Origin of the sequence: Massilia sp. 9096, assembly GCF_000745265.1 — a bacterium.
Classification (GTDB): Bacteria; Pseudomonadota; Gammaproteobacteria; order Burkholderiales; family Burkholderiaceae_D; genus Telluria.
In genome coordinates this window covers 4,156,478-4,171,234 of sequence record NZ_JQNN01000001.1, presented here as the reverse complement: position 1 = coordinate 4,171,234, position 14,757 = coordinate 4,156,478, and the positions used below count along the sequence as shown (strand labels likewise).

The following is a 14,757-nucleotide window of genomic DNA, read 5'->3' as shown; positions in this document are numbered from 1 at the left end:
ATCGTTCCCCAGAGTTACTTCCCAAGGAAACAAATGACGCAGCGTCACACGTCCCTCATCGTATCGGCCCTCATGGGCGCCTTGCTCGCCGCCGGGCCGTTGGCCATGGCGCATGCCGGCCAGCAGGACGGCAACAAGACGCCCCACTTCATCACCCAGACCGACCGCCTGATCGTCAAATACAAGGACGCCGCGCAAGGCGTCGACGTCAACGCCGTAGACGGCAAGATCGTGCCCCCGGCTGCTGCCGCCGCGAATCTTGCTGTGATTCCGGCCGCGCGCCAGGCGATCCTCGACCGCGCCGGCCAGCAGTTCGGCGCCACCCTGCGCGCGCTGCGCGCAACCGCCGGCGGCGCCCACGTGTTCCAGCTGAACCACACGATGACGCTCGATCAGGCGCGCCAGCTGGCCGCCGAGCTGAAGGCGCGCGACAGCAACGTCGAGTACGCCGAGCCGGACCGCATCATGACCGCCCAGGCGACCCCGACCGATCCAAGCTACGGCCAGCAGTGGGACCTGTTCGAGAGCGCCGGCGGCATCAACGCCCCGGCCGCCTGGGACCGCTCGACCGGCGCCGGCGTCAACGTCGCCGTGATCGACACCGGCTACCGCCCGCACGCCGACCTGGCCGACCAGATCCTGCAAGGCTACGACTTCATCACCAACACCACCATCGCCAACGACGGCAACGGCCGCGACAGCGACGCCAGCGATCCGGGCGACTGGACCACGGCCGGCCAATGCGCGGCGGGCGTGCCGGCGGCCGACGAAAACTCGAGCTGGCACGGCACCCACGTGGCCGGCACCATCGCCGCCAAGGCCAACAATGGCATCGGCGTGGCGGGCATCGCCTGGAACGCGAAGATCGTCCCGGCGCGCGTGCTCGGCAAATGCGGCGGCTACACCTCGGACATCGCCGACGCCATGATCTGGGCCTCGGGCGGCAGCGTCTCGGGCGTGCCGGCCAACGCCAACGTGGCGCGCGTACTGAACCTGTCGCTGGGCGGCAGCGGCGCCTGCGACACCACCACGCAAAACGCGATCAACAGCGCGCGCTCGCGCGGCGCCGTGGTCGTGGTCGCGGCGGGTAACTCGAACACCGAGGCCAGCACCAGCAGCCCGGCCAACTGCGCCGGCGTGATCGCGGTGGCGGCGACCGGCCGCACCGGCGGCAAGGCCTCGTACTCGAATACCGGCAGCATCGTGACCATCGCGGCCCCGGGCGGCGACAACGGGGCCGGCATCCTGTCGACGCTGAACGCCGGCACCACCACGCCGGGCGCGGACAGCTATGCCTATTACATGGGCACCTCGATGGCGACCCCGCATGTGGCCGGCGTCGTCGCGCTGATGCTGTCGGCCAATCCGAACCTGACCCCGGACGACGTCGCCGCCAAGCTGAAGTCGACCGCGCGCGCCTTCCCGGCCGCCTGCCCGGGTTGCGGCGCCGGCATCGTCGACGCCGGCGCGGCCGTGAACGCGGCGCTCGGCGGCGCGAGCACGACGCCGGCGCCGGCCCCGGCGCCGGTCGCGCCGACGATCGCGGAAACCGAGTCGAACAACACCGTCACCACCGCCAACAAGATCGCGACCTCGGGCACGATCGTCAACGGCACCATCGCCAACAGCGCGGATACGGATTATTTCGTGGTCCAGCTCCCGGCCGGCAAGACCCTGAGCGCGACCCTGAGCCCGAACGCCAGCTCGGACTACGACCTTTACATCTACAATGCAGCGGGCACGCGCCTGGCCTACAGCGCCAAGGACGGCAATGGCGTGGTGGAAGCGGCATCGACCGCCAACACCGGCACGACGGCCGCGGCGCGCTACGTGCGCGTGGTGTATTACCGCGGCGGCACCGGCGCCACCAACGGCAAGTATTCACTGAAGCTGGCCTGGTAATCCGGGTAGTTGAGGCTGTTTGAGCCAGGTTGAAATAACAGGTCCATTCCGGCGAACCGGGGTGGGCCTTTTTGTCATTGGCTTGCACAACAACATCGCTTCGGCGATACTGTATGCAATTACAGTATGAACGACCCCGTCCGCAAGATCATCCACTGCGATTGCGATTGTTTCTACGCGTCCGTCGAGATGCGGGATGACCCGTCGCTGCGTGGACGGCCGCTGGCGGTCGGTGGACGGCCGGACCAGCGCGGCGTGGTCGCCACCTGCAATTACGAAGCGAGACGGTACGGCATCCACTCGGCGATGGCGACGGCGCAGGCGATCAAGCTGTGTCCGGATCTGCTGATGATCCCGCCGAACATGGAGAAGTACCGCATCGCTTCGCGCCAGATCATGGAGATCTACCAGGACTACACGGAACTCGTGGAGCCGCTGTCGCTGGACGAAGCCTACCTGGACGTGACGAATTCGCCACACTGCAAGGGCAGCGCCACCCTGATCGCGCAGGAGATCCGGCGCCGCATCTTCGACACCGTCGGCATCACGGCCTCGGCCGGGGTGGCGCCGAATAAATTCGTGGCCAAGATCGCGAGCGACTGGAACAAGCCGGATGGATTGTTTCTGGTCCGCCCGGATGAAGTCGACGCGTTCGTCTCCGCGCTGCCGGTCAAGAAATTGCACGGTGTCGGGAAAGTGACGGCGGCCAAGATGAACGGGCTCGGCGTCCAGACCTGCGCCGACCTGCGCAACTGGAGCATGGCGCGGCTGCAGGAGCATTTCGGCTCGTTCGGCGCGCGCCTGTACGATTTATGCCGCGGGATCGACGACCGCGAGGTCAACCCGGTGCGTGAACGCAAATCGATCAGCACCGAAGAAACGTACACACCCGACGTGCCGGATCTGCCGGCCTGCCTGGCGCTGTTGCCCGAGCTGATGGAGCATTTGCAAGGCCGTATCAAGAGAAACAATGCCGACAAGTTCATCAACAAATTATTCGTGAAAATTAAATTTTCCGACTTCCAGCAAACGACGGTCGAGTGCGTCGGCCATGCGCCCAACCTGGAAACCTACCGGCGCCTGATGGAAACCGGCTGGCAGCGCGCCAGCCGCCCGGTGCGCCTGCTCGGCGTCGGCGTACGCCTGGCCGACGTCGAGCAAGTCGAGCAACTGAGCTTGTTTGACGAACGCACAACACACTGAAAAACCCTTACCGACGACCTGAAGATTGCTGCTCGGCAGCGTGTAGAATGTCGTTCCTTCGAAATACTGGATAACTCGACTAACGTTATGTGGTTCAAGAATCTGCAGATTTACCGCTTGCCCGCTCCCTGGGCGTTCACCCCTGAACAAATGGAAGACGCGCTGCAATCGCAAGCGTTCGTACCGGCCAACAGCAATGAGCTGCTGCAGCAAGGCTGGGATTCGCCGCGCGGCAATGGCAAGCTGGTGCACGTGGTGAACAAGCAGATGCTGATGATGCTGGGCACCGAAAAGAAACTGCTGCCGAGCTCGGTCATCAACCAGGTCGCCAAGGCGCGCGCCGCCGAGCTGGAAGAGCAGCAGGGCTTCCCGCCGGGCAAAAAGGCGATGAAGGAACTCAAGGAGCGCGTCGCCGACGAGCTGCTGCCGCGCGCCTTCTCGATCCGCAGCAATACCTGGGTCTGGGTCGATCCGGTCAACGGCTGGCTGGTCGTCGATGCCGCCAGCCCGTCGAAAGCCGACGACGTCATCAAGCTGCTGCTCAAGGCCGTGGACAAGATGCCGCTGGAATCGCTGCGCGTGCAGCGCTCTCCGGTGGGCGTGATGACCGCCTGGCTGGAATCGGACGAGGCGCCGTACAACTTCACGATCGACCAGGATACCGAGCTGCGCGCCACCGGCGAAAGCAAGGCGACCGTGCGTTACGTAAAACACTCGCTCGATCCGGAAGACATCCGCCGCCACATCTCCTCGGGCAAGCAGTGCACGCGCCTGGCGATGACCTGGACCAGCCGCATCTCGTTCACGCTGACCGAGCAGCTGGCCGTCAAGTCGATCAAGCCGCTCGACGTGATCAAGGAAGGCGAAACCATCACCTACAGCGACGACGAGCGTTTCGACAACGACATCATGCTGATGACCGGCGAACTGGCCAAGCTGCTGGCCGACCTGGTCGAGGCGCTGGGCGGGGAAGCCAAGGCGTAAGGCAGGTAAGAAACCTGGAACCCCGCCTGCGCGGGGACGAGGAAAAACGGCCCGGGTGCATGCCCGGGCCGTTTTTCGTTCATGCGCGTGCGTACGTGTGTACGCGCGCGCGAGGGCGCTTACTTGGCCGCCGCGGCTTCCTCGCTGGTCGACGGTTCCTTGGCTGCGCCGGCGCCGGCGCCGGCTTGCTCGGACTGGCCGCTGGTGTAGGTCGCGCCCTGGCGGTTCGCGTGCGGGGCCGGCTTGCCCGGCATCGGCGGCAAGGCCTTGGCCTGTTCCAGGTCGATGCCGGCCACTTCCGCCACGCGGCGGCCGTAGTCCTCGTCGCAGTGCCACAGGTGCCAGACCATGCGCAGCTGGATCACCTCCGGGCACTTCTTGAGATCGCCGCCGACGTTGTTGACCAGGTCATCGCGCTCCCAGTCCTGGAAGCTGCGGTAGCGGTCGCCGGCCTGCTTGTAGTCGGCGGCGGTGCTGGTGGTCTGGTAGCGGCCCAGGTGGCCCTGCACGTACTGGTGATAGTCCTTTGCCGGTTGCGGCGCTTCGCTCAGGCCGCCCAGCAGGCTCGGTTCGTAATTGATGTGTTTCTCTTCACCGCCGCCATCGACGTAGAACGCCATCTGGCCGTCGCGCTGGTTGGTGCGGGCGCGCGCCTTTTCCTGCGGCGCATTGATCGGCAGCTGGAGGTAGTTGGGACCGACGCGGTAGCGCTGGGTGTCGGAGTAGGACAGGGTACGGCCCTGCAGCATCTTGTCGTCGGAAAAGTCGATGCCATCGACCAGCACACCGGTGCCGAACGCCGACTGCTCGGTCTCGGCGAACACGTTGTCCGGATTCTTGTCGAGCACCATGCGGCCTACCGGCAGCAGCGGGAACTGGTCTTCGGGCCAGCGCTTGGTGTCGTCGAGCGGGTCGAAGTCGAGCTCGGGATGCTCGCCGTCGGCCATGATCTGCACGCAGAATTCCCATTCCGGATAGTCGCCGCGTTCGATCGCGTCGTACAAATCGCGCGTGGCGTGGCTGGTGTCCTGGCCCTGGATCTCGGCCGCTTGTGGCGAGGTCAGGTTGCGCACGCCCTGCTTGGGCTGCCAGTGGAATTTCACCAGGTGCGCGATGCCCTGGTCGTTCACCAGTTTATAGGTGTTCACGCCCGAGCCTTCCATCTCGCGGTAGTTGGCCGGGATGCCCCACGGGCTCTTGACCCAGGTCACCATGTGCAGCGACTCGGGGTGGTTCGCGATGAAATCGTAGAAGCGCCACGGCTCCTGCTGGTTGGTGACCGGATCCGGCTTGAAGGCGTGGATCATGTCCGGGAACTTGATCGCGTCGCGGATGAAGAACACCTTCAGGTTATTGCCGACCAGGTCCCAGTTGCCTTCGACGGTCTTGAACTTGACCGCGAAACCGCGCGGGTCGCGCGCCGTCTCCGGCGATTCCTTGGCGCCGATCACGGTCGAGAAACGCACGAACATCGGCGTCTGCACGCCGACTTCGTTCAGCACCCTAGCGCGCGTGTACTTGCTGGCGGGTTCGTCGCCGATCTTGCCGTAAGCCTCGAAGTAGCCGTGGGCGCCGGTACCGCGCGCGTGCACCACGCGCTCCGGGATGCGTTCACGGTCGAAATGGGTGATCTTTTCGATGAACTGGTAGTTCTCGAGGGTGGCCGGACCGCGTTCGCCAACCGAGCGCAGCGATTGGTTGTCGCGCACGGGGTGGCCCTGGCGGGTAGTCAAGGTGGGGCGCTGCTCGTTCATTTGTTTCCTCCTCAATCAAGGTAAGAAACATTATAGGATTTGACGAAACCGCGCAGCGTTCGCTAGCCCTCCGGCAAAAAGCCTTGTCAGAGTGGCTGGAACACGCCTGCCGCGCGGTTTTTCGTCACATTGTCCCATGTAAATACTTTGCCGTTCATCGCAACATACACGCCCGGCGGCAGCACTTGCGCCACGCCGCAGGCGAAGCCGAAGTTGAACAGCGCATCCGAATTGGCGATTTCGTAAGGAATCATGGCGCCGGTGAAGACGATGGTCTTGTCGCTGGTGCCCTCGGCCGCGCCCAGTACCTGCGCCGTGTCGCGCATGGTGTCGGTGCCGTGCACGATCACGATCGCCTTTTCCGCCGCAGCCTGGCAAGCGCCCAGCACCTTGTGGCGGTCGGTGTCCTGCATGTCGAGCGAGTCGAGCAGCGATACGACCTCGAGCTCGACCGGCACCGTGAGGCGCGCGCGCTTGATAACCTCCGGCAAATGACTGTCAGCAAAGCCGAGCACGCCATTCAATTCGTTATAGTGTTTATCGAAGGTGCCGCCGGTGGCGATGATACGCAAAGTCATAATTATTTGGTAACTGAGTAAAAAAAGGTGGGTAATGATAGCCGCAACGGTAGTGTACCGTCCCGCCTCTGCGATAGAATCATCCAGCTCAGATGAGTGTCCCCGGGCCTTGTAAACCTACTGCGCGTTGCATTTTTGGCCTGCGATGCTCCGCGACGGCGGACCGGCTGTACTTGAGTACAGCTGCGCGTCTCGGCCAAAACTGCTGCCGCTCGCTACGGTTTCCAAGGCCCGGGCGTTTTCTTTAGAGCTTATGCCAACTTCTTCCATGAAACCCGTCGCACCCGGAACTGTCATTTTCCATCGCCATCGCGGTTATGGCGTCATCACCCACGTCAACCTGTTGACCGGCTGGATCTCGGCCCGCTTTGGCAACGAAGCGCGCACGCTCGACCTGAATCTGTCGAGCGACGAGGTGCAGCACGCCGACGGCGAGGCGATCCGGTTCCGCCGCTCGCCGCCGGACCGCATGCCGCACGCGCGCCTGATGGCGATGGTGCACGAGCTGCACAAGGCCGGCTACCAGAAGCTGTATCTGCATTCCTGGCCCAAGCCCTCCGGCCTGCACTGGCGCTGGCATTTGTTCGCCGGCCAGCGCGACTGGATGAACCGTCCCTGGCGCGAAGGCTGGTACGGTTCGGGCGCCGACTACAACAACAACCCGGTGATGGGCTGGGGCGACGCGCCCGGCGCCACGACCGATGAACTCATCCATGCGCTGGCCAAGTTCGATCCCGAAGGCCTCGCGCGCGCGCTCGGGCGCGACGACGACCACACCGCCTGGTTCGCCAATGCCTGCGATGCCTTGCTGCCGGGTTACACCTACTCGTTCGACATGGCGCCGATGCAAAAGAACGCCAACGGCGGCCTGATCGAAGAACCGCCGGTGCCGATCGTACCGGTGCGCGCCGGCTTGCCGGCTTATGCCGGCCGCACGATCGGCTGGCCGCCGGGATGGCACGGCCTGTGGACGCGCCGTCACGCCATGCCGATGCGCCGCCCGAATTTCACGGGCGAGCCGGAGCTGCGCTGATTCATCGGGCTTGCGCGTGACCGCTGCGTCACGCGCATTCCATCATTCGCACGCGAGCATTCGCCAGCGATCATTCGCAAGCCATCATTTCGCCAGCGCTTCCGGATTCAGGATATTGCTCGGCTTGCCCTCCGCAAAATTCACCACGTTCTCGAACGCCGTCCTGAAATACAGCTCGTAACTGTCCTGCTCGACATAACCGAGGTGCGGCGTCGCCAGCACGGTCGGGATTTTCAATAACGGCGCATCCTCGGGCAGCGGCTCGCTGGCGAACACGTCCAGCGCCGCATAGCCCGGCCGCCCGCGATGCAGCGCGGTTTCCAGCGCGCCTTCCTCGACCAGCTCGGCGCGGCTCGTGTTGACGAACAGCGCATCCGGCTTCATGCGCGCCAGATCCGCCGCCGTGACGATGCCCCGCGTCGCGTCCGACAGGCGCAGATGCAGGCTGAGTACGTCGGCCGCTTCGAAAAAGGCTGCGCGCGAGGGCGCGGCCATCAGGCCGTCGTGCGCGGCCGCGGCACGGCTGCCATCGCTTCCCCATACCATCACCTGCATGCCGAAAGCCTTGCCGTAGCCGGCGATCGTCTTGCCGATCTTGCCGTAGCCCCAGATCGCCAGCGTGCGGCCCTTGAGCGTCCTGCCCAGGCCGTTGAGCTCGGGATTGATCGACGCCGTCTGCCACAACCCCTCCTTGAGGTTATTGGCATAAGGCAGGATCTTGCGACTCGCCGCCATGATCAGCGCCCACGTCAGCTCGGCCGGGGCCACCGGCGAGCCGACGCCTTCCGCAATGGCGATGCCCGCTTCGGTGGCGGCCGCCACGTCGATGTGGCCGGACACCTTGCCGGTTTGCGAGATCAGGCGCAGGTTGGGCAAGCGCGACAGCAGGTTGCGCGCAAACGCGGTGCGCTCGCGGATCAACACCAGCGCGTCGTAAGGCGCCAGGCGGATCGCAAGCTGACCGACGCCGCGCGCCGAGCTATTGAAGACTTTGACCTCGTGGCCGTCCAATAATTCGAAGCATTTCAGCTTGCGCACAGCATCTTGATAGTCATCAAGGATTGCGATTTTCATGGGGTTTTAATGTTGTTAGTGGGCAGAAAGTAATGAAATAACAGAATCAAAGCGATCGCAAATAACCTACTACATTGGTCAACCAAAACCACTACATTTTTGTTGTTGAAGCATTTGAAACGCGATGGTGCAGGTGTAGAATCGACCAGACATAAGAACTCGCGATGACTGATTGACATCACTTGCGAGCAGCAGCAACGTTCCATCCAGCCGGGAAGTGTTACCGCCGCTGGCGACAAGACCGCCGTAGCCCACGAGGCGCCAATCGACGACGATCCTGCCGGGAACCGAAGACAACCAGGACTTCGAACCGCCGCAGTGCGCTTCTTGCGCCGTCATCGCAGCAGCGAGCTTTGAACCGCCCGCCGTTCGAAGTGCCACGCATTCTTAATTGGCAATTGGAGGCACTATGAATCAACCTGTGATGGGCGGCGTCGCCGCACTGAAGGTCCCTGCACACGTCAAGCATAATCGATTGATCAACTGGGTAGCGGAAATCGCCGCGCTCACCAAGCCGGACGCCGTCTACTGGTGCGATGGCTCCGCGGAAGAATACGACCGCCTGTGCGCCCAAATGGTCGAGGCCGGCACAATGATGCGCCTCAACCCGGAAAAACGCCCGAATTCCTATCTTGCCCATTCGGACCCCAGCGACGTCGCGCGGGTCGAAGACCGCACCTTCATCTGTTCGGCGACCCGCGAGCAGGCCGGCCCGACCAACAACTGGGTCGATCCCCAGGAAATGCGCCAGACCATGCACAGCCTGTTCGACGGCTGCATGGCCGGCCGCACGCTGTACGTGGTGCCGTTCTCGATGGGGCCGCTGGGTTCGCCGATCGCCCACGTCGGCGTCGAACTGTCCGATTCGCCTTACGTCGCCGTCAACATGCGCATCATGACGCGCATGGGCAAGGCGGTGTACGACGTGCTCGGCGACGACGGCGATTTCGTGCCTTGCGTGCACAGCGTCGGCATGCCGCTGCAGGCCGGCCAGCATGACGTGCGCTGGCCATGCAACGCCACCAAATACATCGTCCACTATCCGGAAACGCGCGAGATCTGGTCGTTCGGTTCCGGCTACGGCGGCAATGCGCTGCTCGGCAAGAAATGCTTCGCGCTGCGCATCGCCTCCAACATGGGTTACCAGGAAGCGCAACAGGGCGGCACCGGCTGGCTGGCCGAGCACATGCTGATCCTGGGCGTCGAATCGCCTGAAGGCGCAAAGAAATACGTCGCCGCCGCCTTCCCGTCGGCCTGCGGCAAGACCAACTTCGCGATGCTGATCCCGCCCGCCGGTTTCGACGGCTGGAAAGTCACGACCATCGGCGACGACATCGCCTGGATCAAGCCGGGCCAGGATGGCCGCCTGGTCGCGATCAACCCGGAAGCCGGCTATTTCGGCGTGGCCCCGGGCACCAACGAAAAGACCAACCCCAACTGCATGGCCTCGCTGCGCGAGAACGTGATCTTCACCAACGTCGCGCTGACCGACGACGGCGACGTCTGGTGGGAAGGCATGACCAAGGAGGCTCCAGGCCACCTGATCGACTGGCAGGGCAAGGACTGGACCCCGGCCTCCGGCACCAAGGCCGCGCATCCGAACGCGCGCTTTACCGTCGCCGCGACCCAGAATCCAGTCATCGATCCGGCCTGGGACGATCCGGCCGGCGTGCCGATCTCGGCCTTCATCTTCGGCGGGCGCCGTTCCACCACGGTGCCGCTGGTGACCGAAGCGCGCGACTGGACCGAAGGCGTGTACATGGCCGCCACCATGGGTTCGGAAACCACCGCCGCCGCCGCCGGCCAGATGGGCGTCGTGCGCCGCGATCCGTACGCGATGCTGCCCTTCATCGGCTACAACATGAGCGACTATTTCCAGCACTGGCTGAACCTGGGCCAGAAAATCGCCGCCCGGAACCCGCAGGCGCTGCCGAAGATCTTCTGCGTCAACTGGTTCCGCACGGACGAGCAGGGCAACTTCGTCTGGCCCGGCTATGGCGACAACATGCGCGTCCTGAAATGGATCCTGGACCGCGTCGACGGGCAGGCCGGCGGCGTCGAGCACATGTTCGGCACCACCCCGTCCTACGACGACCTGAACTGGACCGGCACCGATTTCAGCATGGAGCAGTTCACCCGGATCACGTCCATCGACAAGGACGCCTGGCGTGACGAGCTCAAGCTGCACACCGAATTGTTCGACAAACTGGCCTATCGCCTGCCGCAGGAACTGGTGCAAACCAAACGTGCGCTGGAGAAACGTTTAGCAGAATAAAATAGTTTCGTTGGAGAATCAGCGAGGAGACGACGGCCGCAGCACGTACTGCGGCCGCAACGGGGGAAGGGACGAGGTTCGACTCGTCCCTTTTTTCATTCATGAGCAGGTCATAATGTAAAGGAATAATGCGCGGCATTCCCCATCCATGGAGTGACCATGTCGCCAAGCTTTACCCTGCACCGCCTGTCCCAACCCCTCATCGCCGCCGCTGTCCTGGCGCTATTGTCCGCCTGCGGCGGCAGCAGCGATGCGATCGATGTCTCCCCGGTCACGACCGCGCCCGCCGCGCCGGCCGACCAGGGCGCAGCCGATATCGCGCCGGTGCCCTCGGCGACCGCATTCGTGGATGCTGCTGCAACTAACCAACGCAGTGATGCGCGCTACGCGACCCTGGAGACCAACGCCGGCGTGCGCGTCATCGGCGGCTTCCTGAAGATGTGGCAGCCGCTGACGGCGATCGTCGACGCCGGCGTGACCGCGCCGGCCGTGGACGGCTTCCCGGCCGTCGTCGGCTCGATCTGGACCGGCGTGCCGAACGACGGCACCAACGGCGGCACCGTCCTCGACGCGGCCACCCACAACGCCAACATCGGCTACGTGGTGCAAGCCACGGCCAACCGCACTGCCGCGCAGACCCTGGCCGCCTACCTGGACGACCGCCGCAACAAGGGCTACAGCATGAGCGACAGCATGGGTCCGCTGACGTCCGTCTGGCGCAGCGCAACCGGCCAGACCACCACCATCACCAGCATGGCCGCCGATTCGACCACGGTCCTGTACAACGACGGCGGCAACAACAACGGCGTCGGCGGCAACGCCAACGCCAGCTTCGGCAAGGTGGTCGACCTGATCAATTCGATGGGTAACAACGGCTCGACCGAACCGGCCAAGCGCTTCTTCAAGTACGCGCGCCCGTACCGCTGGAGCAGCGCCGTGCAGGTGGTGCCGAACCTGGTGCCGGCCAAGAGCAGCACGCCGACCACCGACGGCGGTTTCCCGAGCGGCCACGCGGCCGAAGCGACCCGCAACGCGATGGGCATGGCCTACGTGCTGCCGGAACGCTACCAGCAGATCGTCGCGCGCGGCCTCGAGCTGGGCGAGAACCGTATCCTGGCCGGCATGCACTCGCCGCTGGACGTGATGGGCGGGCGCGTGCAGGCACAGGCGGTCGGCGCGGCCAACCTGATCGCCGATGGCGCCGCCATGCGCGCCGCCGCGGTCGCCCAGGCCCACGCCACCATGCTGGCGCTGACCAAGACCACCGACGCCACCTTCGCGGCCTACGCCGAATCCGGTACGACGGACAACGACCGCTTCGCCGACTACGCCGCCAGCAAGGCCGACTACCTGCGCCGCATGACCTACGGCCTGGCGCCGACCGGCCCGACCAACCTGCCTGTCAGCGTGCCCAAGGGCGCCGAAGTGCTGCTCGAAAGCCGCCTGCCTTACCTGAGCGACGCCCAGCGCCGCGTGGTGCTGAAAACCACCGCGATCGCCTCCGGCTACCCGGTCCTGGACGATCCGGAAGGCTGGGGACGCCTGAACCTGTTCGCCGCGGCCGACGGCTATGCCGCGTTCACCGGCAACGTCGTAGTGAACATGGATGCGAGCAAGGGCGGCTTCAACGCAGTGGACCGCTGGCGCAACGACATCACCGGCAGCGGCAAGCTGGTCAAGCAGGGTACCGGCATGCTGAAACTCGGCGGCAACAACAGCTGGACCGGCGGCGCCCAGATCGACGGCGGCACGCTGGAAGCCGATTCCAACACGGCCTTCGGCAACGGCGACGTGTACGTCGGCAGCGCCGGCACGCTGGAAAACAAGGCGCCGGGCCAGCTGGCCATCGGCGGCAACTACGCGCAACTGGACAAGGGCACGCTGAACCTCACCTACGGCGCCGGCAACACCGGTACGCTGGCGGTGAAGGGCAGCGCCACCATCGTCGGCGGTATGCTGCACCTGAAATTCGCCAGCGGTTTCACCCCGACCGTCGGCGCCACCTACCAGGTCTTGAGCGCGGGCAGCCGCAAAGGCGTGTTCACCAGCGTCGTGATCGATGGCTACAAGGGCACGCTGGTCTACGACAACCGCAGCGTGTCGGTCCATATCGACAGCTGAGTTTCTCGGCTTTGACTTCGGGCATGACGCTCCCGGCCTCGCCACGCGGGTCGGGAGCAGAATTTACTAATCGTTATTTATCCTCTATCCTGTCGTCGCACTTTGCTGTTAGCGCAAACAGTCCGACGTCGATAAAGGATAAGAACCATGAGACACCGTCGTAACCTGGTGGGCGCCGCGCTGGCGCTCGCCTTCGCTTTCCCCCAGCTGTCCCACGCCGCCCCGAGCCGCCAGATCGTCATCGACGCCCAGGCGCCGACCACGCCACGCGACCATTTCTATGACCTGTCGGTCGGTTCCGACTACCCCGGCACGTTGATCCGCGACGACAGCCTGGCCCAACTCAAGACCGCACGCGAGGAACTGGGTTTCCGCTACATCCGCTTCCACGGCATTTTCCACGACGTGCTCGGCACCTATAAAGTCGTCGACGGCAAGCCGGTCTACGACTGGACCAAGATCGATTACCTGTACGACAAACTGCTCGGCATGGGCATCAAGCCTTTCGTCGAACTCGGCTTTACGCCGGAAGCCATGAAGACGTCCGACAACAGCATCTTTTATTGGAAGGGCAACACCTCGCACCCGGTGCCGGCGCAGTGGGCGCAACTGGTCGAGGCCTTCGCGCGCCACGTCGAACAGCGTTACGGCAAGCCGGAAGTGCAGAGCTGGTTCTTCGAAGTCTGGAACGAGCCGAACCTGGACGGTTTCTGGGAAAAGGCCGACCAGAAAGCCTATTTCGAGCTGTACGACCTGACCGCCGCGACCCTGAAACGCGTCGACCCGGCGCTGCGCGTGGGCGGTCCGTCGACCGCGGGCGCGGCCTGGGTGCCGGAATTCCTCGCGCACACGCACGCGAGCAAGGCCCCGGTCGATTTCATCACCACCCACACCTACGGCGTCGACGGCGGCTTCCTGGACGAAGACGGCAAGGGCGACACCAAGCTGTCGCCGTCGCCCGATGCCATCCTCGGCGACGTGCGCAAGGTGCGCGGCGAGATCGCGGCGTCCTACCTGCCCAAGCTGCCGCTGTACTTCACGGAGTGGAGCACCAGCTACACGCCGCGCGACCCGGTGCACGACTCGTACGTGAGCGCGCCCTACATCCTGAGCAAGCTCAAGGGCAGCGAAGGCCAGCTGCAGGGCATGAGCTACTGGACCTATTCCGACCTGTTCGAGGAACCGGGTCCGCCGACCGCGCCGTTCGAAGGCGGTTTCGGCTTGATGAACCCGCAGGGCGTGCGCAAGCCGGCCTGGTTCGCCTACAAGTACCTGCACCAGCTGGGCGACCGGGAACTCAAGACGCAGGATGCGCAAAGCTGGGTGACGCGTGACGCATCCGGCAACGTGCAGGTGCTGGCCTGGGACTGGCAGCAGCCCGACCAGGGCAACAAGAGCAACCGGCCGTTCTACACGACCGTGCAGCCGACCCGCGACGGCGCGCCCTTGAACCTGAACCTGCAGCACCTGAAGCCGGGCCATCATACGGTGCAGATCCAGCGCACCGGCTTCAAGGTCAACGACGCGCACACGGCCTGGCTGGAGATGGGCAAGCCGAAGACCTTGAGCGCCGATCAGATCGCCAAGCTGCAGGCGCAGACCCTGGACAAGCCGGAGACGCGCCAGATCACGGTCGCGGCCGACGGCAGCGCCAGCCTGCAGGTGCCGATGCGGGTCAACGACGTGGTGCTGGTCAAGATCGGGCACTGAGACGGCACAGCGCCAGGTCGGCAAATGTATGATTTTTTACACAACTAAAGGCCATCAAGGGGTATTGACAGAAAATTGTTGAGCTTGCATGTGCACCGGGTTTAGATTTGCACTTATGAAACT

The 14,757-nt window shown here is 64.4% G+C and carries 11 protein-coding genes; 7 read left to right on the top strand and 4 right to left on the bottom strand.

Annotation, left to right across the window (positions count from 1 at the left end; genetic code table 11):
- Positions 1-33: 33 nt before the first annotated feature.
- From FA90_RS18015 to FA90_RS18005, 3 genes are all read left to right on the top strand, one after another.
- Positions 34-1,902, top strand: coding sequence for a S8 family peptidase (locus FA90_RS18015; protein WP_036171062.1), 1,869 nt, complete (start codon positions 34-36; stop codon positions 1,900-1,902).
- 126 nt (positions 1,903-2,028) lie between these two features.
- On the top strand, positions 2,029-3,105 hold the full coding sequence (dinB, locus tag FA90_RS18010; RefSeq protein ID WP_036171059.1) for a DNA polymerase IV: 1,077 nt from the start codon (positions 2,029-2,031) through the stop codon (positions 3,103-3,105).
- 87 nt (positions 3,106-3,192) lie between these two features.
- The gene (locus FA90_RS18005) at positions 3,193-4,089 is read left to right on the top strand and encodes a recombination-associated protein RdgC (protein ID WP_036171057.1); all 897 of its coding nucleotides are present in this window, start codon (positions 3,193-3,195) and stop codon (positions 4,087-4,089) included.
- A gap of 119 nt (positions 4,090-4,208) precedes the next feature.
- On the opposite strand, the gene FA90_RS18000 is transcribed toward FA90_RS18005, so the two are convergent.
- Together FA90_RS18000 and FA90_RS17995 are read right to left on the bottom strand one after the other, a co-directional pair.
- A complete protein-coding gene (locus FA90_RS18000) occupies positions 4,209-5,843 on the bottom strand; it encodes a catalase (protein WP_036171055.1) in 1,635 nt (544 codons plus the stop codon).
- Positions 5,844-5,929: 86 nt separating this feature from the next.
- The gene (locus tag FA90_RS17995) at positions 5,930-6,421 is read right to left on the bottom strand and encodes an asparaginase domain-containing protein (protein WP_036171054.1); all 492 of its coding nucleotides are present in this window, start codon (positions 6,419-6,421) and stop codon (positions 5,930-5,932) included.
- A gap of 268 nt (positions 6,422-6,689) precedes the next feature.
- Here FA90_RS17995 and FA90_RS17990 point away from each other — a divergent pair, with 268 nt between their 5' ends.
- Entirely contained in the window at positions 6,690-7,454 is a 765-nt protein-coding gene (locus tag FA90_RS17990; protein WP_036171052.1) for a hypothetical protein, read from the top strand.
- A gap of 84 nt (positions 7,455-7,538) precedes the next feature.
- Here the strand turns inward: FA90_RS17990 and FA90_RS17985 are convergent, their stop codons facing one another.
- Both FA90_RS17985 and FA90_RS26600 read right to left on the bottom strand, forming a co-directional pair.
- Positions 7,539-8,528, bottom strand: a complete 990-nt coding sequence (locus tag FA90_RS17985) for a D-2-hydroxyacid dehydrogenase family protein (protein WP_036171049.1) — start codon at positions 8,526-8,528, stop codon at positions 7,539-7,541.
- Positions 8,529-8,606: 78 nt separating this feature from the next.
- Positions 8,607-8,867, bottom strand: coding sequence for a hypothetical protein (locus FA90_RS26600; protein WP_156116763.1), 261 nt, complete (start codon positions 8,865-8,867; stop codon positions 8,607-8,609).
- A gap of 70 nt (positions 8,868-8,937) precedes the next feature.
- On the opposite strand from FA90_RS26600, the gene FA90_RS17980 reads away from it, so the two are divergent.
- From FA90_RS17980 to FA90_RS17970, 3 genes are all read left to right on the top strand, one after another.
- Positions 8,938-10,803, top strand: coding sequence for a phosphoenolpyruvate carboxykinase (GTP) (locus FA90_RS17980; protein WP_036171047.1), 1,866 nt, complete (start codon positions 8,938-8,940; stop codon positions 10,801-10,803).
- A 159-nt stretch (positions 10,804-10,962) separates the two neighbouring features.
- Positions 10,963-12,924 carry a phosphatase PAP2 family protein gene (locus FA90_RS17975; protein WP_036171045.1) on the top strand — a complete coding sequence of 654 codons (1,962 nt, stop codon included), beginning with the start codon at positions 10,963-10,965 and terminating at the stop codon, positions 12,922-12,924.
- A gap of 147 nt (positions 12,925-13,071) precedes the next feature.
- Positions 13,072-14,634 carry a beta-xylosidase gene (locus FA90_RS17970; protein ID WP_081933919.1) on the top strand — a complete coding sequence of 521 codons (1,563 nt, stop codon included), beginning with the start codon at positions 13,072-13,074 and terminating at the stop codon, positions 14,632-14,634.
- Positions 14,635-14,757: the final 123 nt, after the last annotated feature.